The 18,409-nt window shown below is 70.4% G+C and carries 16 protein-coding genes; 8 read left to right on the top strand and 8 right to left on the bottom strand.

Annotated elements, in window-relative coordinates; all coding sequences use genetic code 11:
• The first annotated feature begins 149 nt into the window (after positions 1 to 149).
• From MTF65_RS21355 to MTF65_RS21330, 6 genes are all read left to right on the top strand, one after another.
• Positions 150 to 545 carry a DUF742 domain-containing protein gene (locus MTF65_RS21355; protein ID WP_243630505.1) on the top strand — a complete coding sequence of 132 codons (396 nt, stop codon included), beginning with the start codon at positions 150 to 152 and terminating at the stop codon, positions 543 to 545.
• Positions 526 to 1,110: an ATP/GTP-binding protein gene (locus MTF65_RS21350; RefSeq protein ID WP_073776607.1), complete on the top strand. Its 585-nt coding sequence runs from the start codon at positions 526 to 528 to the stop codon at positions 1,108 to 1,110. The genes MTF65_RS21355 and MTF65_RS21350 overlap by 20 nt, the downstream gene beginning before the upstream one ends.
• A 292-nt stretch (positions 1,111 to 1,402) precedes the next feature.
• A complete protein-coding gene (locus MTF65_RS21345) occupies positions 1,403 to 4,588 on the top strand; it encodes a nitrate- and nitrite sensing domain-containing protein (RefSeq protein WP_243630504.1) in 3,186 nt (1,061 codons plus the stop codon).
• Between the two features lie 10 nt (positions 4,589 to 4,598).
• Positions 4,599 to 5,012 (top strand): roadblock/LC7 domain-containing protein, encoded by a 414-nt coding sequence (locus MTF65_RS21340; protein WP_008739857.1) that lies wholly within the window; start codon positions 4,599 to 4,601, stop codon positions 5,010 to 5,012.
• 93 nt (positions 5,013 to 5,105) lie between these two features.
• On the top strand, positions 5,106 to 5,639 hold the full coding sequence (locus tag MTF65_RS21335; RefSeq protein WP_243630503.1) for a DUF742 domain-containing protein: 534 nt from the start codon (positions 5,106 to 5,108) through the stop codon (positions 5,637 to 5,639).
• Entirely contained in the window at positions 5,620 to 6,207 is a 588-nt protein-coding gene (locus MTF65_RS21330) for an ATP/GTP-binding protein (protein ID WP_243630502.1), read from the top strand. Before MTF65_RS21335 ends, MTF65_RS21330 begins: the two co-directional genes overlap by 20 nt.
• A gap of 167 nt (positions 6,208 to 6,374) precedes the next feature.
• Here the strand turns inward: MTF65_RS21330 and MTF65_RS21325 are convergent, their stop codons facing one another.
• Complete coding sequence (locus MTF65_RS21325) at positions 6,375 to 6,578, bottom strand: acyl-CoA carboxylase subunit epsilon (RefSeq protein ID WP_243630501.1); 204 nt, start codon at positions 6,576 to 6,578, stop codon at positions 6,375 to 6,377.
• A 24-nt stretch (positions 6,579 to 6,602) separates the two neighbouring features.
• The gene (locus MTF65_RS21320) at positions 6,603 to 8,186 is read right to left on the bottom strand and encodes an acyl-CoA carboxylase subunit beta (protein ID WP_243630500.1); all 1,584 of its coding nucleotides are present in this window, start codon (positions 8,184 to 8,186) and stop codon (positions 6,603 to 6,605) included.
• Between the two features lie 264 nt (positions 8,187 to 8,450).
• Between MTF65_RS21320 and MTF65_RS21315 the strand changes: the two genes are divergently transcribed.
• Positions 8,451 to 9,071, top strand: a complete 621-nt coding sequence (locus MTF65_RS21315) for a YceI family protein (RefSeq protein WP_243630499.1) — start codon at positions 8,451 to 8,453, stop codon at positions 9,069 to 9,071.
• A 54-nt stretch (positions 9,072 to 9,125) separates the two neighbouring features.
• Here the strand turns inward: MTF65_RS21315 and MTF65_RS21310 are convergent, their stop codons facing one another.
• The 6 genes from MTF65_RS21310 to ureA all read right to left on the bottom strand — a co-directional run bounded on the left by MTF65_RS21310 (position 9,126) and on the right by ureA (position 16,793).
• Positions 9,126 to 10,457: a hypothetical protein gene (locus MTF65_RS21310; protein WP_243630498.1), complete on the bottom strand. Its 1,332-nt coding sequence runs from the start codon at positions 10,455 to 10,457 to the stop codon at positions 9,126 to 9,128.
• A 97-nt stretch (positions 10,458 to 10,554) separates the two neighbouring features.
• A complete protein-coding gene (gene cimA, locus MTF65_RS21305) occupies positions 10,555 to 12,180 on the bottom strand; it encodes a citramalate synthase (RefSeq protein WP_243630497.1) in 1,626 nt (541 codons plus the stop codon).
• A gap of 281 nt (positions 12,181 to 12,461) precedes the next feature.
• Positions 12,462 to 13,082 (bottom strand): TetR/AcrR family transcriptional regulator, encoded by a 621-nt coding sequence (locus MTF65_RS21300; RefSeq protein ID WP_243630496.1) that lies wholly within the window; start codon positions 13,080 to 13,082, stop codon positions 12,462 to 12,464.
• Positions 13,083 to 13,116: 34 nt separating this feature from the next.
• Positions 13,117 to 14,163: an agmatine/peptidylarginine deiminase gene (locus MTF65_RS21295; protein WP_243630495.1), complete on the bottom strand. Its 1,047-nt coding sequence runs from the start codon at positions 14,161 to 14,163 to the stop codon at positions 13,117 to 13,119.
• An 18-nt stretch (positions 14,164 to 14,181) separates the two neighbouring features.
• Complete coding sequence (locus MTF65_RS21290) at positions 14,182 to 15,915, bottom strand: urease subunit alpha (protein WP_243630494.1); 1,734 nt, start codon at positions 15,913 to 15,915, stop codon at positions 14,182 to 14,184.
• The gene (gene ureA / locus MTF65_RS21285; protein ID WP_243630493.1) at positions 15,912 to 16,793 is read right to left on the bottom strand and encodes an urease subunit gamma; all 882 of its coding nucleotides are present in this window, start codon (positions 16,791 to 16,793) and stop codon (positions 15,912 to 15,914) included. The genes MTF65_RS21290 and ureA overlap by 4 nt, the downstream gene beginning before the upstream one ends.
• A gap of 167 nt (positions 16,794 to 16,960) precedes the next feature.
• Here ureA and MTF65_RS21280 point away from each other — a divergent pair, with 167 nt between their 5' ends.
• On the top strand, positions 16,961 to 18,385 hold the full coding sequence (locus MTF65_RS21280) for a cytosine permease (protein ID WP_243630492.1): 1,425 nt from the start codon (positions 16,961 to 16,963) through the stop codon (positions 18,383 to 18,385).
• Positions 18,386 to 18,409 lie beyond the last annotated feature (24 nt).

The following is an 18,409-nucleotide window of genomic DNA, read 5'->3' as shown; positions in this document are numbered from 1 at the left end:
GCCCATCTCCCGGCCGGACGGTACTTCCGGCCGGGAGACCGGGGTACCCGCCCCGGAACCCAGTACCACCGCCAGGCCGTCATACCGTCCCCCCACCGGCCGCCCCGTCAGACGGCACGCTGACCACTGCTGTCCAGCCCGGAGGATCAATGACCCCGCCCCCCGCCTATTCCGATCCGTACGGCGACTCGTCGTACTCGGAAGGCGACCAGCCGCTGGTACGTCCGTACGCGATGACCGGTGGCCGGACCCGGCCGCGCTACCAGCTCGCCATCGAGGCGCTGGTCAGCACCACGGCCGATCCGATGCACCTGTCGACCCTCCTCCCGGAGCACCAGCGCATATGCACGCTGTGCCGCGAGGTGAAGTCGGTCGCGGAGGTCTCCGCACTGCTGTCGATGCCGCTCGGTGTCGCCCGAATCCTCGTCGCCGACCTGGCGGAAGCCGGAATGGTGGCCATCCACCAGCCGGGCAATGGAGAGGCCGGCGGCACGCCGGATGTAACGCTGCTCGAGAGGGTTCTCAGTGGACTTCGCAAGCTCTAACGGCGGAGCGGCTCCTCGCTCCACCACCTCCGCGAAGATCGTGGTGGCGGGCGGCTTCGGCGTGGGCAAGACCACGTTCGTCGGCGCGGTCTCCGAGATCAACCCGCTGCGCACCGAAGCCGTGATGACGTCCGCGAGCGCGGGCATCGACGATCTGACCCACACCGGGGACAAGACGACCACCACGGTCGCCATGGACTTCGGCCGCATCACCCTGGACCAGGACCTGATCCTGTACCTCTTCGGCACCCCCGGACAGGACCGCTTCTGGTTCATGTGGGACGACCTGGTCCGCGGCGCCATCGGCGCCATCGTCCTGGTCGACACCCGCCGCCTCGCCGACTGCTTCCCCGCCGTCGACTACTTCGAGAACAGCGGCCTGCCGTTCGTCGTGGCCCTGAACGGCTTCGAGGGGTACCAGCCGTACACCCCGGAAGAGGTCCGCGAGGCGCTCCAGATCGGCCCGGACGCCCCGATCATCACCACCGACGCCCGCCACCGCGCGGACGCCAAGAGCGCGCTCATCACGCTCGTCGAGCACGCCCTCATGGCGCGACTCAAGTAACACGGTTTCACATGCGCGAGGGAGGGGCGGGTTGTGTCGTACGACACGGCCCGCCCTTCTGGTTCATAACGTTTCGACAGAGAATTCCGGCGAGTTGGGCACAGGGTGCGTTCGCCTGGTGCCGCTGCGCTCACAACTCTCCCTATATTTGCCGCACCTCGCTCTTTATGTCCGGTTTATGTGAGGCATAAGTCTCCGGGAAGGGTCGATTTCAACTGTTTGGAACACGGCCGTTACCCGTGCTGGAATTCATCGAACTAGCTAGTAGCACCGCCGAGAGGTTGTTGGTCGAGTGAGGCGAAGCAACTCGAGCCCCATGGATGAACCCGCGCGCGGCAATTTCACCCCGCCGCCGCGCGCGGCCGCGTCGCCCGTCGACGTGCCCGTGGACGTGCCGAAGAGCGGCAGCACCAGCAGGTTCGCGCCGCGCAACTGGCGCGTGCCGACGAAGCTGAACGCCATCCTGCTCGTGCCCGTCCTCGTCGGACTGGTCATGGGCGGCTTCCAGGTGAAGGGCTCCATCGACACCTGGAACGAGGCCAAGGACGCCGAGAAGACAGCTCGCGTCGTCCAGGCTGCGGCCGAGTACGGCCAGGCCCTCCTCAACGAGCGCGACCTGACGGCCGCGCCGCTCCTCAAGGGCGACCGCAACAACGAGGCCGTCGCGAAGGCCTACGCGGCCACCGACGCGGCCAAGGCGAAGTTCGACCAGGCCGCGAAGGACCTGCCCGAGGGACAGGGCATGGAACGCCGCATGGAGCTCTTCCGCCAGGAGGAGCCCAAGCTGGAGAAGGTCCGCTCCACCGCCTACGCGATTCCGGAGACGGCAAAGAAGAACCTCCAGGCCAGCCAGTTCGGTCCCATCCCGACCGAAGAGGGGTATGTGCAGGTCCAGCACTACCTCATGCAGTTCTCCAACGAACTCGGCCTCGGCACCGGCAATGTGACCAGCTACGGCCGCATGGTCTACGCGATCGAGCTGGCCAAGGCCGCCAATTCGCTGCAGCGCTCCGTCGGTACGCACCTCCTGGTCCGCCCCGCGGACAGCGAGGACGTCCGCAAGGCCCAGCTGGTCGCCTTCTCCTCCTACGCCTACCTCGAAGAGATCGCCATCGGCGAGTACGTCGCCGCCGGCACCGAGGAGGACGTGAACCGCCTCAAGGAGGTGATGGAGAAGAAGAAGAAGGAGGGCGCGGCCAAGCTCGCCGCCGCCAAGCAGCAGGCCGAGACCGCCGGTACCAAGTTCGTCGCCCCGCCCGTGGTCAACGACTCCGTGCTCACCGGCATGACCGAGGCGATAGCCGGCGGCGAGAAGAACACCAAGCTGGCCGCCAACGGCACCACCGCGCCGGTCTGGCAGGCCGCCGCCACCGCCAAGTTCGACGGCTACGCCGAGGTCGAGAAGGAACTCCTCGACAAGGCCGTCAAGGACGCGGTGGCCGTCTCCGACGACGCCCGCAACGACGCCATCGTCACCGGCGCCATCGTGGTCGTGGCCCTGCTCGTCGCCTTCATCATGGCGGCCATGATGGCCCGCCAGATGGGCCGCGCGATGCGCCGCCTGCGCTCCGCCGCCTTCGACGTCGCCGAGCAGCGCCTGCCGATGCTCGTCGACCAGCTCTCGCGTACCGACCCGGGCAAGGTCGACACCCGGATCGTGCCGATCCCGATCGACTCCCAGGACGAGATCGGCGAGATCGCCCGCGCCTTCGACCAGGTTCACCAGGAAGCCGTGCGGCTCGCCGCCGAGCAGGCGCTCCTTCGAGGGAACGTCAACGCGATCTTCACGAACCTCTCCATGCGCAACCAGTCGCTGATCGAGGGCCAGCTGACCCTCATCACCGACCTGGAGAACAACGAGGCCGACCCGGACCAGCTGGAGAACCTCTTCCGCCTGGACCACCTGGCCACCCGTATGCGCCGCAACGGCGAGAACCTCCTCATCCTCGCGGGTGAGGAACCGGGCCGCCGCTGGGACCAGCCGGTGCCCCTCGTCGACGTCCTGCGCGCCGCCTCCTCCGAGGTGGAGCAGTACGAGCGCATCGAGTTCTCGGGCGTCTCCGAGGCCGAGATCCACGGCCAGGCCGTGACCGACCTCGTGCACCTACTGGCCGAGCTCCTGGAGAACGCCACCACGTTCTCCTCCCCGCAGACCAAGGTCCGCGTCAACGCCACGCGTCTGCCCGACGGCCGCGTGATGGTCGAGATCCACGACAAGGGCATCGGCCTCACCGCCGAGGACTTCGCGGACATCAACCACAAGCTGGCCAACCCGCCGACCGTGGACGCCGCGATCTCGCAGCGCATGGGTCTGTTCGTGGTCGGCCGGCTGGCGGACCGCCACAGCATCCGCGTCCAGCTGCGCCCTTCGGGCGAGGCGGCGGGCACGACCTCGCTGGTCATGCTCCCCGACGCCATCACCCACGGTGGCGGTGGCGAGGGCATACCTGACGACGACTTCACCGTGTCCCAGATCATCCCGCAGCAGCATGCCCAACAGGCCGCCCCGCTGCGTACGGCCGCCGAGCTCGGCTTCGACGACTCGCAGTACGACCGGCAGGACGGTGACGGCACCGAGCTCGACCCGGTCGGCCGGTCCCTGGGGCAGCAGGGCCGCAGGGCCGCGCTGGCCGCCCAGGTGAGCTTCCCGGAGGAGCAGCAGGAGTACTCCGGCCACTCCCCCCAGGAGTATCCGGAACCCCAGCCTGAGCACGGGTACCAGGACTTCCAGGGCTACGAGCAGCAGCCGCGGCAGGAGTACGACACCTCGCAGGGATACGAGGCGTACCCGCAGCAGGGCTACGAATATCCGGAGGCCTCCTACCAGGAGGGGCCGGCGGACGCCCAGGTGTACGACGGCGGCTACGAAGCCCAGTCCCACCAGGCAGAATGGCCCGAGCAGAACGCGTATCCGGCTGCCTACCAGCAGGGGTACGGGACTGAATCGGAACCCAAGCGCGCTCCCGAACCCGCTCCGGAGCGCGTAGGCTTCGACCGTCCGGGCGCCGCTGCCGACACCGGTCACGACATGACCGGAGCGGGCCTGCCGCGACGCGGCGGCCAGCAGCAGTGGCAACCGGCGCAGCAGGAAGCGGAGTCCACCGGATCCCTCTTCGAGCAGCGGCCGCAGCGTCAGCAGCAGCCCGCCGCGGCGGAGCGGAATCCGGAACCCCCGCAAAGCACGGAAAACACGGAAGGCAGCGCGGCCTGGCGCTCGGCGAACGACGAGCGCTGGCAGCAAGCCGGCAAGCTCCGTGAGCCGAAGGCGGGCGGGGTCACCCAGTCCGGTCTCCCTCGGCGGGTGCCCAAGGCCAACCTGGTCGAGGGCGCCGCGGAGACGACCCCGCAGGGCGGCCCCCAGGTCTCCCGCGCACCGGAGGACGTCCGTGGCAGGTTGAGCAACCTGCGACGCGGTGTCCAGCAGGGCCGCAGCGCGGGTTCCGAGCAGTCAAGTAACAGCTATGACCAGGAGCGTTAGTGTGAGCCCGATGAGCCAGGCGGCACAGAACCTGAACTGGTTGATCACCAACTTCGTGGACAACACCCCAGGGGTGTCCCACACGGTGGTGGTCTCCGCCGACGGCCTTCTTCTGGCGATGTCCGACGGATTCCCGCGCGACCGCGCCGATCAGCTGGCGGCCGTGGCCTCCGGTCTGACGTCGCTGACCGCCGGAGCCTCCCGCATCTTCGAGGGTGGCGCCGTCAACCAGACCGTTGTGGAGATGGACCGTGGGTTCCTCTTCCTGATGTCCGTCTCCGATGGATCGTCCCTCGCGGTGCTCGCGCACCCCGAGTGCGACATCGGCCTCGTGGGCTACGAGATGGCCCTCCTCGTGGACCGAGCCGGCAGTGTCCTCACCCCGGAACTGCGCTCGGAGCTGCAGGGAAGTCTTCTCAACTAGCAGACAGGCAGTGCGTTTCGCGTCATCGCACCATAGGGTGCGGTGGCGCGGTTCCACAGGGAGTACTGCGTTCTTGGAGTCGGAGGAGGAAACGTGACAACACCCGGAGGTCATCCTTATGGCGGCGCTCAGCAGCCGCAGGGTGGGCACGACCAGAACCGCTTCAACTTCCCCTCTGCTCCCAGCCGGCCCGTGCCGGAGCACAACCCTTACCAGCAGCAGCCGCCGTACGGTCAGCCCCAGCAGCCGCCGCGGATCGCGCGGCAGCCGGCTGCCCCGAAGGCGCACAACCCGCTGGTGCGTCCCTACGCGATGACCGGCGGCCGTACCCGGCCGCGCTACCAGCTCGCCATCGAGGCGCTGGTCAGTACCACGGCCGATCCCGCCCGGCTGCAAGGGCAGTTGCCCGAGCACCAGCGCATCTGCCGTCTGTGCCAGGAGATCAAATCCGTCGCGGAGATCTCGGCACTTCTCTCCATTCCTCTTGGTGTCGCCCGCATCCTCGTCGCCGATCTGGCCGAGGCGGGGCTTGTCGCCATTCACCAGCCCGGCGGCGACGAGTCTGCCGGCGGCCAGCCAGATGTGACACTGCTCGAAAGGGTGCTCAGTGGACTTCGCAAGCTCTAACGGCGGAGCGGCTCCCGCTCGCTCCACCACCTCCGCGAAGATCGTGGTGGCGGGCGGCTTCGGCGTGGGCAAGACCACGTTCGTCGGCGCGGTCTCCGAGATCAACCCGCTGCGCACCGAAGCCGTGATGACGTCCGCGAGCGCGGGCATCGACGATCTGACCCACACCGGGGACAAGACGACCACCACGGTCGCCATGGACTTCGGCCGCATCACCCTGGACCAGGACCTGATCCTGTACCTCTTCGGCACCCCCGGACAGGACCGCTTCTGGTTCATGTGGGACGACCTGGTCCGCGGCGCCATCGGCGCCATCGTCCTGGTCGACACCCGCCGCCTCGCCGACTGCTTCCCCGCCGTCGACTACTTCGAGAACAGCGGCCTGCCGTTCGTCATCGCCCTCAACGGCTTCGAGGGGCACCAGCCGTACACCCCGGAAGAGGTCCGCGAGGCACTCCAGATCGGCCCGGACGCCCCGATCATCACCACCGACGCCCGCCACCGCGCGGACGCCAAGAGCGCGCTCATCACGCTCGTCGAGCACGCCCTCATGGCACGCCTGCGGTAGTCGGCGCATCGCGTCCGAAGAGGCCCCCCGCCGTCCGGCGGGGGGCCTCTTCGTGTCGGAGCGCCCCAGGGGCGGGAGCGGGTGCGGGAGCGGAAGCGGGAGCGGGTACGCGAAAAGCGGGTGACGTCGTGGTCGACGTCACCCGCTTTCGTGTGGTTCTGCGGGGACTAGCCCTGCCAGCTGTGCGGGGCGCGGAAGCCCGGGGAGCGCTCCAGGCGGCGCCAGCCGGCCTGGGTGCCGATGCGGTGCACCGGGGCGGCCGTGGGGGCCGCGGCGGCGCGGGCGAGCAGGATCGCGGTGATCGCGGCCAGCTCCTCGGGCTCGGCGTTGCCCTTCTCGACCTTCAGCAGGGTGTCAGAGGTGAGGCTCATGTGGTGGCAGGTCTCCTTCGCTGCTTACTGCGGCGGGTTGCCGTGCTTGCGGGACGGCAGATCGGCGTGCTTGTTGCGGAGCATCGCGAGGGCGCTGATCAGCGTGGAGCGGGTCTCGGCGGGGTCGATGACGTCGTCCACGAGGCCGCGCTCGGCCGCGTAGTACGGGTGCATCAGCTCGGCCTTGTACTCCTTGACCATGCGCGCGCGCATCGCCTCGGGGTCTTCGGCATCCGCGATCTGCTTGCGGAAGATGACGTTGGCCGCACCCTCGGCGCCCATGACGGCGATCTCGTTGGTGGGCCAGGCGTAGGTGATGTCGGCGCCGATGGACTGGGAGTCCATGACGATGTACGCGCCGCCGTAGGCCTTGCGCAGGATCAGCGAGATCCGGGGCACGGTGGCGTTGCAGTACGCGTACAGCAGCTTGGCGCCGTGGCGGATGATGCCGCCGTGCTCCTGGTCCACGCCCGGCAGGAAGCCGGGGACGTCCAGCAGCGTGATGATCGGGATGTTGAACGCGTCGCAGAGCTGCACGAACCGCGCGGCCTTCTCGGACGCGTGGATGTCCAGGACGCCGGCGAGGTGGCCGGGCTGGTTCGCGACGATGCCCACGACCTGGCCGTCGAGACGGGCCAGGGCGCAGATGATGTTGCGGGCCCAGCGCTCGTGGATCTCCAGGACGTCGCCTTCGTCGACGAGTTCCTCGATCACCTTGACCATGTCGTACGGGCGGTTGCCGTCGGCCGGCACCAGGTCCAGGAGGACCTCGGAGCGGCGGTCCGCGGGGTCGCTCGTCTCGTGGACGGGCGGGTTCTCGCGGTTGTTGGAGGGCAGCATCGAGATGAGGTAGCGGACCTCGGAGATGCAGGTCTCCTCGTCGTCGTACGCGAAGTGCGCGACGCCGCTCGTCTCGGCGTGCACGTCCGCGCCGCCGAGGCCGTTCTGGGTGATCTCCTCGCCGGTCACCGCGCGGACGACGTCCGGGCCGGTGATGAACATCTGCGAGGTGTCGCGGACCATGAAGACGAAGTCCGTCAGCGCCGGGGAGTACGCGGCGCCGCCGGCGCACGGGCCCAGCATGACCGAGATCTGCGGGATGACGCCCGAGGCCCTGGTGTTGCGCTGGAAGATGCCGCCGTAGCCGGCGAGGGCGGAGACGCCCTCCTGGATACGGGCGCCCGCGCCGTCGTTCAGGGAGACAAGCGGGGCACCGGCCGCGATGGCCATGTCCATGATCTTGTGGATCTTCGTGGCGTGGGCCTCACCGAGGGCGCCGCCGAAGATCCGGAAGTCGTGGGCGTAGACGAAGACCGTACGGCCCTCGACCGTGCCCCAGCCCGTGATCACACCGTCGGTGTAGGGCTTCTTGGACTCCAGGCCGAAGCCGGTCGCGCGGTGCCTGCGCAGTTGCTCGACCTCGTGGAAGGAACCCTCGTCGAGGAGGAGCGCGATGCGCTCCCGGGCGGTCAGCTTGCCCTTGGCGTGCTGCGCCTCGGTCGCGCGGTCACTGGGGCCGCGCTCGGCCTGCTCGCGCAGGTCGTGCAGCTCGGCCACGCGCCCGCGAGCATCCGTCGGCTCGCTCGAAGTCTGATCCACAACGGTCATGTACTGACCTTACGAAGCCGGTCTATGAAAACCCTCCGTTGGATCCACACAGTCTCGGACGCGTTCCGCTGTGCGGGCCGAACAGAACCTCCGGCCGAGGCGCGAACTCCACCAGCAAGCACCCATGGCCTTTGTGGAGGTTCAACAAAATCCCGAGACACGCCTCAGATGTTGAATTTTGAACGGAATAGGTCTAGCGTCTTCCTCGTTGAAAGTTCAACAACTGCCGAGCCCACTCGCGCAGACACTACCGAGGAGCACATCATGGGTATCTTCACCCGCCGCAGCCAGGAGTCCGCCGGCCTGGACAACGCCGCCGTCACCACGCTGGAAGTGGACCCGGCCCTGGCCGCGCTCACCGGCGACTACGTCATCGACGCCTCCCACAGCAGCATCGGCTTCACCGTCCGCCACGCGATGGTGACCAACGTCCGCGGCAGCTTCGCCGACCACGAGGGCACCCTGCACCTCGACGGCGCGGACCCCTCCCGCTCCACCGCCTCGATCGACGTGCGGATCGCCTCCGTGGACACCGGCATCGCCGACCGCGACGGCCACCTGCGCGGCGGTGACTTCTTCGACGCCGAGGCCTTCCCGCTGATGAGCTTCCGCTCCACCGAGGCGGCCCAGCTGGGCGGCGACAAGTACCGCGTGACCGGCGACCTGACGATCAAGGGCGTCACCCGGCCGCTCTCCATCGACCTGGAGTTCAACGGCTCGGCCACCGACGTCTACGGCAACGAGCGCGTGGGCTTCGAGGGCTCCGCGGAGATCCTGCGCTCCGACTGGGGCCTGACCTGGAACGCCGCGCTGGAGACCGGCGGTGTGATGGTCAGCGACAAGGTGAAGCTGACCTTCGACATCTCCGCGATCAAGCAGGCCTGACGTGCGGAGCCGGGGGCGGCGACCCTCAGGAGGGACCTCCCGGAAGGGGTCCTCCTAGAAGCCGCCCCCGCCGTCGAAGCCGCCACCGCCACCGAAGTCCCCGCCGCCGAAGTCGGACGGGTTGAAGTCGGCTCCGGAGAAGTCCCCGCCCTCGAAGCCGTTGCCCCCGCCGAAGTCGGACGCGTAGGCGGGACTGGACATCATCGAACCGAGCATCGTGCCCACCAGCAGACCGGGCAGCATGCCGCCGCCGAAGTAGCCGCCGGCCCACGGACCGTACGCCGGGCCGGCGTCGTAGTACGGGCGCGGCCCGTACTCGGTGTCGACCGTGCGGACCGCCGGCTCCAGTCCGTCGCGCAGCCGTACGGCGTCCGCCGCGCAGACCGGGACGGTACGGGCGGCGCCACCCGCCGGGGCCCAGGAGGCGTCCTCGGTACTCGGCCCGTGCCGGGGGTCGAAGAAGCAGGGCGCGCGGCGTTCGGGCAGCGGCCTGCCCTGGCGGCGGGCATCGAGAGAGGCCAGGGCGAACCGCCCGTCCTCCAGCGCCTGGGTCACCCCTTTGACCTCTTCCGGGTACTGCACGGAGGCCATGATCCGCTTGGCCTTCTCGTACGAGTCCAGGCCCCGCTCGTAGTCCTCGCGCATGGCGTCGTCCGCGCCGGGCTCGCCGGGGTGGAAGTCCAGCCGGTCGAGCTCCTCGCCGAAGGCCGTGATGTCCTCGTCGACGACCACGCGCAGCCGCTCGATGGCCTCGCGCCGGGCCTCCTCCTTCTTCTGCCGGTTCCGCCTGACCATCATGTACGCGCCCGCTCCGGCGACCGCGGCCACCGTGCCGAGGACGATCAGCCCGGCGCCCGGGGCGCCGGTGTCACCGACGGTGCCCCAGGAGGCCGGGGCGCCGCCCCTGGCCTGGGGCAGGGCCTGGTCGACGAAGTTGTTGAGCTGCGTCACCGCGTCGGGCGACCCCACCTTCACCGCGTCGGTGAGGTTGCGTACCGCGTTGGCCGGCATGACCGCCGGGTCGGCCCCGGCGTCGAAGCCGTCGCCGAGCCGGATCGCGTAGAGCCCGGTGATCCCGGTCTGGGTCCGGACGGCGCCCAGCACCTCGTCGGCGGGGAACTCGCTCGTCACGGGCAGCACGGCGACGAACACCGGCTTGCCGGCGTCCTTGATCTTCGCGGCGAGCGCGTCGGCCTCGGCCTTGGGCAGCTGCGCCTCGGCCCGGGGATCGACGTAGACCGGCCCGTCCTTGAGGGCCTCCGCCACGGCGGCGACCCCGGTGGCCGCCGACGCCTGCGGGGCGACCACCAGAGCGCTCGCCGACAGGGCCAGCAGCAGACCGGCCAGCAGTGATCCAGAGCGTATGGATATCAGCCTGGTCCTCATGCCTTCGACGCTACCGGAACCAGGGCATTCTTGTGCGAGTCGGACATAAGGGAATGCCGGCAGGAGTATCGGCAGGGGGCCCTGCCCGTCGGAGGAACTACTCGGCCGGTTCGACGCCCGCGTGGAGGAGGCCGTAGGTGAAGGCGTCTTCCAGGGCCTGCCAGGACGCCGCGATCACGTTCGGGGCGACGCCCACCGTGGACCACTCGCGGGTGCCGTCGGTCGTGGAGATCAGCACGCGGGTCGTGGACTCGGTGCCGTGCTTGCCCTCCAGGATGCGGACCTTGTAGTCCACCAGCTCGAACTTCGCCAACGGGGGGTAGAAGCGTTCGAGGGCCACCCGGAGCGCCCGGTCCAGGGCGTTGACCGGGCCGTTGCCCTCCGCCGTCGCGACGATCCGCTCCCCCTTGGCCCACACCTTCACCGTGGCCTCGTTGGCGTGGGTGCCGTCCGGGCGGTCCTCGACGATCGCCCGCCAGGACTCCGTACGGAAGTACGTGCGCGCCCGGCCCTCGACCTCCGCGCGGAGCAGCAGCTCGAAGGAGGCGTCGGCGGCCTCGTACGTGTAGCCCGCCAGCTCCCGCTCCTTGACCCGCTCGACGACGCGGGAGACCAGCGCGCGGTCATCGCCCAGGTCGACGCCGAGCTCCTTGCCCTTGAGCTCGATGGAGGCCCGGCCGGCCATGTCGGAGACCAGCATCCGCATGGTGTTGCCGACCCGCTCGGGGTCGATGTGCTGGTACAGGTCCGGGTCCACCTTGATGGCGGAGGCGTGCAGCCCGGCCTTGTGCGCGAACGCGGAGACCCCCACGTACGGCTGGTGCGTGGACGGGGTCAGGTTCACGACCTCGGCGATGGCGTGCGAGATCCGAGTCATGTCGGCCAGAGCGCCCGGGGGGAGCACCGACCGGCCGTACTTGATCTCCAGCGCGGCGACGACCGGGAACAGGTTGGCGTTGCCCACCCGCTCGCCGTAGCCGTTCGCGGTGCACTGGACGTGCGTGGCCCCGGCGTCGACGGCGGCGAGGGTGTTGGCCACCGCGCAGCCGGTGTCGTCCTGGGCATGGATGCCCAGGCGCGCGCCGGTGTCCGCGAGGACGGTCGCGACGACCGCGGTCACCTGTGCGGGCAGCATGCCGCCGTTGGTGTCGCAGAGGACGACGACGTCGGCGCCGGCCTCGTGTGCGGTGCGGACGACCGCCTTGGCGTACTCGGCGTTGGCCCGGTAGCCGTCGAAGAAGTGCTCGCAGTCGACGAAGACCCGGCGGCCCTGGCCGACCAGGTAGGAGACGGTGTCCCGGACCATCTCCAGGTTCTCGTCCAGCGTGGTGCGCAGGGCGAGTTCGACATGGCGGTCGTGAGACTTGGCCACCAGCGTGATGACCGGGGCGCCCGACTCCAGCAGGGCCCGCACCTGCGGGTCCTCGGCGGCCGAGCCGCCGGCCCGCCGGGTAGCGCCGAAGGCGACCAGCTTCGCGTGCTTGAAGTCGATCTCGGCCTGCGCGCGGGCGAAGAACTCGGTGTCACGGGGGTTGGCGCCGGGCCAGCCGCCCTCGATGAAGCCCACCCCGAAGTCGTCCAGGTGCCGGGCGATCGTCAGCTTGTCCGCGACCGTGAGGTTGATGCCCTCACGCTGGGCGCCGTCGCGCAGGGTGGTGTCGAAGACGTGGAAGCTGTCGTCGAGGACCGCTCCTGACCCTGTCGCCTCTGGTGTCGTCGTCATGCTGATCTGACTCCTGTCGGATGAGTGGTTCCGGATGCCCGAGACCCACTGCCCCCATCTTCGCGCGCAGCCTGCTCCCGGCAGGGATGGAGCCGGGAAACGAAAAAACCTCTCGCGGGTGCGAGAGGTCTGCGCGCGGGTCTGGGGCACGGTGGCCGCTTCCGCGAAGGTCTTCCACGGTTCAGCGGCCACTGAGGACCGGCGCGCTGCTGGCGATAATCATGAGCTGAGCAGGCACGTCCGCAGTCTGCCACACCGCTCGCGGCGGATGGACAGGGATCTCACGATGCGGGCAGCGGGGCCAGCGACTCCGTGAGGAACTCCCGGACGTGGGCCAGGATGTCCGCCCGGTCCAGCATCGGCAGACCCACGGCCAGCTGGATGCTGAACCCGTCGAGCAGCGCCCTGGTGCGGGTCGCGAAGCGGTCGGCGTCCACCGGGCGGAACTCCCCGCGCGAGATGCCCTCGGCGAGGAGGGCCACCAGGTCGCGGTGCCAGGCTCCTTCGATGGCCGCCTGCCGGTCGCGTTCCTCCGGGCCCGCGTTCTGGGAGCGGTTCCAGACCTCCAGCCACAGGGTCCAGTGCGGATCCCGGGCGTACTCGGGCACGTACAGGTCGACGTACGCGTGCAGTCGCTCGCGCGCCGGGCCGCGCCGGGACAGCACGGCGCGGCGCTGCTCGCCGAGCGCGGCCTCGCTCCACTCCAGGGTCCGCAGCAGGAGCTCGTCCTTGCTGCCGAAGTAGTAGAGGAGGTGGCCGCTGCTCATGCCGACCTGGCGGCCCAGACCGGCCATGGTCAGGCCGTCCAGGCCGCGCTCGGCGATCGTGGCCATGGCGGCGGCGAGTACGTCCTCGCGCGGCGGCGCGTTCTTCCGCGCCGCCCGTACTCCACCCGCCGCCATGGGCCTCTCCTTACATCCGTTCGCCCGAGGTCGGTCAGACCTTCGGCTGCTGCTGGGTGATGCAGTGGATACCGCCACCCCCGGCGAAAATCGTACGTGCGTCAACCAGCGTCACGGTCCGCCCGGGGAAGAGTCCGCGGAAGATCTCGGCGGCCTCCTCGTCGCGCGGGTCGTCGAAGGAGCACAGCACCACGCCGCCGTTGCACAGGTAGTGGTTGATGTACGAGTAGTCCACCCACTCCCCGTCCTCTTCGAGCACGGTCGGCGCCGGGATCTCGACGACCTCCAGCTGCCGGCCCCGGGCGTCGGTGGAGGCGCGGAGGATGGCGGCGATGGTCTTGCCGCGCTCGTGGTCCGGGTGGGCCGGGTCGGGCTGGCTGTGGACCATGACCACGCCGGGACGGGCGAAGGCGGCGACGATGTCCACGTGGCCCTGGGTGCCATAGGTGCCGTAGTCGCCGGCCAGGCCGTACGGCAGCCAGATGGCCTTGGTGGTACCCAGGTGGGCGTGGATCTCGGCCTCGACCTGCTCACGGGTCCAGCCGGGGTTGCGGCCCTGGCCCAGCTGCACGGTGTCGGTGAGGAGCACGGTGCCCTCGCCGTCGACGTGGACGGCGCCGCCCTCGTTGACCAGCGGGGTGCTGAACGTCCGGGTGCCGACGAGGTCCGAGATGTGCCGGGCGATCTTCGCGTCGTGGTCCCAGCGGGCCCACTCCTGGGCTCCCCAGCCGTTGAAGGTCCAGTCCACGGCCGCCAGCTCACCGGCGCCGTTGGTGACGAAGGTGGGGCCGATGTCGCGCATCCAGGCGTCGTCGAGGTCCCGCTCGACCAGTGAGATGCCGTGGCCGTCGCCGTTCTCGACGATCGCGCGGGCGCCGTCCGCGTCACCGGGCGAGACCACCAGGGTCACCGGCTCGTACGCGCTGACCGCGTGGGCGACGGCGCCCCAGGCCTCGCGGGCCTCGGCGAGCTCCCGCTCGTTGGTGAAGGTCGGGTTGGGGCTGGGCCAGGCCATCCAGGTGCGCTCGTGGGGCATCCACTCGGCGGGCATCCGGAATCCGTTGGCTGCGGGCTTGGTCATGGTGGTCCTTAGAGGCTGCTAAAGGAAGTACAGGCGGTTGAGGGAGACCGATTCGGCCGCTTCGGAGCGCAGCGGATCACCGTCGAGGGTGACGAGCCCGCTGCGCGCGTCCACATCGACCGCGCCCACCCGGGAGTTCAGGAGGAGGTCCCCCGGGCCGATGCCGCGGGTGCCGCGGACGGCGACCCGGCGGCGGCGGGTCGGCATCTGGTCGCTGCCCAGGGCAGCTGCCGCGGCCGAGACGAAGGCGACGGAGATGTCGGCGGCGGTGGCCCCGTAGGAGCCGAACTGCGGGCCGAGGACCAGCGGTTCGCAGGTGTCGGTGGCCGCGTTGGGGTCACCGGTGACCCCGTACGCGGGGAAGCCGGACTTGAGGACCAGCTGCGGCTTGGCGCCGAAGAACTGCGGACGCCACAGCACGATGTCGGCGAGCTTGCCGACCTCGATGGAGCCGATCTCGTGGGCCAGGCCGTGGGCGATGGCCGGATTGATGGTCAGCTTGGCCAGGTAGCGCAGGACGCGGGCGTTGTCGTCGCCCTCGCCGTCGCCGGCCAGCGGGCCGAGCTCGCCCTTCATCTTGGCGGCCATGGCGAAGGTGCGGCGGATGGTCTCGCCCGCGCGGCCCATGCCCTGGGCGTCGGAGGAGGTGATGCCGATGGCGCCCAGGTCGTGCAGCACGTCCTCGGCGCCCATGGTGCCGGCGCGGATCCGGTCGCGTGCCATGGCCGCGTCCCCCGGGAGGTCCGGCTTGAGGTCGTGGACGGAGACGATCATGCCGTAGTGCTCGGCGACCGCGTCCCGGCCGAAGGGCAGGGTGGGGTTGGTGGAGGAGCCGATGACATTCGGCACGCCGGCCATCTTGAGCACGTTCGGGACGTGTCCGCCGCCGCAGCCCTCGATGTGGAAGGCGTGAATGGTCCGGCCGTCCAGGACGCGCAGGGTGTCCTCGACGGAGAGGCATTCGTTGAGGCCGTCGCTGTGCAGGGCGACCTGTACGTCGTGCTCCTCGGCCACCCGCAGGGCGGTGTCCAGGGCGCGGGTGTGCGCGCCCATGTCCTCGTGCACTTTAAATCCACCTGCCCCTCCTTCAACCAGTGCCTCGACCAGCGGGGCCGCGTCCGAGGAGGAGCCGCGCGCGAGGAAGCCGATGTTGACGGGCCAGGCGTCGAAGGCGTTGAAGGCGTGCTTCAACGCCCACGGGGAGTTCACGCCGACGCCCCAGACCGGGCCGAACTCCTGGCCGATGACCGTGGTGACGCCCGCGGCGAGCGAGGCCTCCATGATGCGCGGGGACAGCAGGTGGACGTGGGTGTCCACGGCTCCGGCGGTGGCGATCAGGCCCTCGCCGGAGACGATCGACGTGCCGGTGCCGACCACGACGTCCACGCCGTCGAGGGTGTCGGGGTTGCCGGCCCGGCCGATCGCGTGGATGCGGCCCTCGCGGATGCCGATGGAGACCTTGCGGATCCCGAGAACGGCGTCGATGACCAGCACGTTGCTGATGACGACGTCGCAGGTCTCGCGGACGGCGGCGGCCTTCAGGTGCAGGCCGTCGCGGGCGGTCTTGCCGAAGCCGGCCAGGAACTCGTCCCCGGGCTTCTGGGCGTCGTACTCGACCCGGACGGTCAGCCCGGAGTCGCCGAGCCGGACCCGGTCCCCGGCCCGGGGGCCGAAGACGGAGGCGTACTCGTGGGGGTCGATGTGCCGGCTGCCCGGCGCGCAGTGGTCGCTGTGGGGGGTCTGGCGGCTCATGCGGAGGCTCCTTCCGGGCCGGGGGTCCCGCCGTGGCCGACGGCACCGTCGGCACCGGGGGCACTGGGGGCACTGGGGGCACTGGGGGCACCGGGCCCGCCGGGGGCACCCGGGGCACCCGCACCCGGGGCACCGGGGGCGCTGGGGGCGCTGGGGGCGCTGGGGGCGCTGGGCCCGGCGGGCCCGGCGGGCCCGGCGGAGGCGCCGAGGTAGCCGCACGCCGCCGCCTTCGCCAGCGCGAGCGACTTGGCTCCGGGGGCGTCCAGCGGGCCGTCCACCAGCCCCGCGAAGCCGACGGCGATGCGCTCGCCGCCGATCGGAACCAGCCCGACCTCGCCCTCGCCGTGCGGGTCGAACCGTACGGAGGAGCCCGCGGGGACACAGAGCCGCATGCCGTAGGCGGCGGCCCGGTCGAAGTCGAGACGGGGGTTCGCCTCGAAGAAGTGGAAGTGGGACGTGACGCTCACCGGCACGGAGGCGGTGTTGCGCACGCGCAGGTGCAGGACCGGCTCCGGCTGGGGCGCGCCGGGTCCGGGCACGACGGCGCCCGGGGCGTCGTCGCCCAGGCCGACCGCGCCCCGGATCGGGGACGAGACCACCGCGAGGCGGGATCCGTCGTCGAAGACGGCCTCCACGTGCACCTCGGTGACCACGTCGGCCACGCCGGGCAGGACGTCGTCCGGGCCCAGCACACCGCGGGCCTCCTCGATGGCCTCCGCCAGCCGCTTGCCGTCGCGCGCGGCCTCGCAGACCGTGTCCGCGATGAGCGCCGTGGCCTCGGGGACGTTGAGCTTCAGTCCACGGGCCCGTCGGGCCCTGGCGAGTTCCGCGGCGCCGCGCAGCAGCAGCCGGTCGCGCTCCGTAGGGGTCAGCCGCACGCCGATCCACCACCTCTTGAGTCGATGGGTTAGAGCATCACTCTAACTCTTCATTTCCTGGCAATGAAGCATTGACCGGAGACCAGGCCCTGGGTCACATTGAATGTCGCTCAAACATCGCACCCGCATGCAGCGCCGTCCCGCCGCCCCGCAAAGGGAGTCCCCCCATGCCCATCGAACAGCGCGGAGTCGACACCATCCCCGAGGAGGAGCGAACGAGTGGTCCCCGTGACCTGATCTCGATCCTGCTCGGCTCCAATCTCTGCCTCGGCGTGATCGTTTTCGGCTGGCTGCCCCCGTCCTTCGGACTGGGCCTGTGGCCTTCCGTCACCGCCATCGTGACCGGCACCCTCGTCGGTATCGCCTTCACCGCGCCGCTCGCGCTCGTGTCCCTGCGCACGGCGACGAACCTCTCCACCTCCAGCGGCGCCCAGTTCGGCGTACGCGGCCGGCTCGTGGGCTCGGTCGTGGGCCTGCTGCTCTCGCTCGGCTACACCGCCCTCACCCTGTGGATCGGCGGCGACGTGATGGTCGGCGTCCTGTCCCGGCTCACCGGGCTGCCGGACACCGGTGTCTCGCGGGGCGTGATGTACGGAGTACTGGCCGCCTGTACCGTCGTCGGGGCCGTGTTCGGCTACCGGCTGCTGCTGCGCATGAGCAAGATCCTGTCCATCGGCATGGTGGTCCTGCTGGCGGTCGGCCTCTTCGCGTACTCCGGTGACTTCACCACCGCCGCGCCGCCGGAGACCCCGTACCTGCTCGGCTCCTTCTGGCCCACCTGGCTGCTCGCCGCCGTCGCCGCCGGGCTCAGCGGCCCCGTCGCCTTCATCACCCTGCTCGGCGACTACACCCGCTACATCTCCCCGCGTCGGCACAGCTCCCGCAAGGTCTTCTGGGCCACCGGCTTCGGCCTGCTGATCGGCCTGCTGATACCGCAGCTGTTCGGCACCTACACCGCGCTCGCCGCCAAGGCCGGCGCCGACTACGCCGGGCCGCTGGTCGAGGCCGCGCCGTTCTGGTACCTGGTCCCGCTGCTCGCCGCCGCGGCGGCCGGCTCGGTGGGCAACGCCGGGCTGATGCTCTACTCCATGGGCCTGGACCTCGACGCGATCGTCCCCAAGGCCACCCGCACCACGGCCACGCTGGTCGCCGCGGCCGTCGCCACCGCCTTCGTGTTCATCGGCTCGTTCGAGTGGGACGTCCAGTCCGCGATGACCTCGTTCGTGCTGCTGCTGACCGCGATCGGCACCCCGTGGGCCGTGATCACCCTGATCGGATACGTCCGCTGCCGCGGCCGGTACGACGCCGACGCGCTCCAGGTCTTCAACCGCCGCTCGGTGGGCGGGATCTACTGGTACCGCGGTGGCTGGAACGTGGCCGCCACCACCTCCTGGGCGATCGGCGCGGGCGTCGGCCTGCTCTCCGTGACCACCCCCTTCTACGAGGGCCCGCTGCTCGCCCTCACCGCCGGCGTGGACTGCTCCTTCGTCCTCTCCGGCCTGGCCGGCGGCCTGGTGTACGCCGCGCTGACCGCCCGTACGGCAGCCGTCCCGGTCGCGGCGCCCGCCGTCGAGGAGCCGGCCGCCGCGTAGCGCTCCCCCACAGGTACGAAGGTG

The organism is Streptomyces sp. APSN-46.1 (genome assembly GCF_022815725.1).
Taxonomy (GTDB): domain Bacteria; phylum Actinomycetota; class Actinomycetes; order Streptomycetales; family Streptomycetaceae; genus Streptomyces.
This window is presented reverse-complemented; position numbering and strand designations above follow the sequence as displayed.

What these genes read in the sequence shown, in the direction of transcription:
- MTF65_RS21355 (WP_243630505.1), top strand. Translation starts at nt 150, where the DNA reads ATGACCCCGCCCCCCGCCTATTCCGATCCGTACGGCGACTCGTCGTAC.
- MTF65_RS21340 (WP_008739857.1), top strand. Translation starts at nt 4,599, where the DNA reads ATGAGCCAGGCGGCACAGAACCTGAACTGGTTGATCACCAACTTCGTG.
- MTF65_RS21325 (WP_243630501.1), bottom strand. Translation starts at nt 6,578, where the DNA reads ATGAGCCTCACCTCTGACACCCTGCTGAAGGTCGAGAAGGGCAACGCC.
- MTF65_RS21320 (WP_243630500.1), bottom strand. Translation starts at nt 8,186, where the DNA reads ATGACCGTTGTGGATCAGACTTCGAGCGAGCCGACGGATGCTCGCGGG.
- MTF65_RS21315 (WP_243630499.1), top strand. Translation starts at nt 8,451, where the DNA reads ATGGGTATCTTCACCCGCCGCAGCCAGGAGTCCGCCGGCCTGGACAAC.
- MTF65_RS21310 (WP_243630498.1), bottom strand. Translation starts at nt 10,457, where the DNA reads ATGAGGACCAGGCTGATATCCATACGCTCTGGATCACTGCTGGCCGGT.
- cimA (WP_243630497.1), bottom strand. Translation starts at nt 12,180, where the DNA reads ATGACGACGACACCAGAGGCGACAGGGTCAGGAGCGGTCCTCGACGAC.
- MTF65_RS21300 (WP_243630496.1), bottom strand. Translation starts at nt 13,082, where the DNA reads ATGGCGGCGGGTGGAGTACGGGCGGCGCGGAAGAACGCGCCGCCGCGC.
- MTF65_RS21295 (WP_243630495.1), bottom strand. Translation starts at nt 14,163, where the DNA reads ATGACCAAGCCCGCAGCCAACGGATTCCGGATGCCCGCCGAGTGGATG.
- MTF65_RS21290 (WP_243630494.1), bottom strand. Translation starts at nt 15,915, where the DNA reads ATGAGCCGCCAGACCCCCCACAGCGACCACTGCGCGCCGGGCAGCCGG.
- MTF65_RS21280 (WP_243630492.1), top strand. Translation starts at nt 16,961, where the DNA reads ATGCCCATCGAACAGCGCGGAGTCGACACCATCCCCGAGGAGGAGCGA.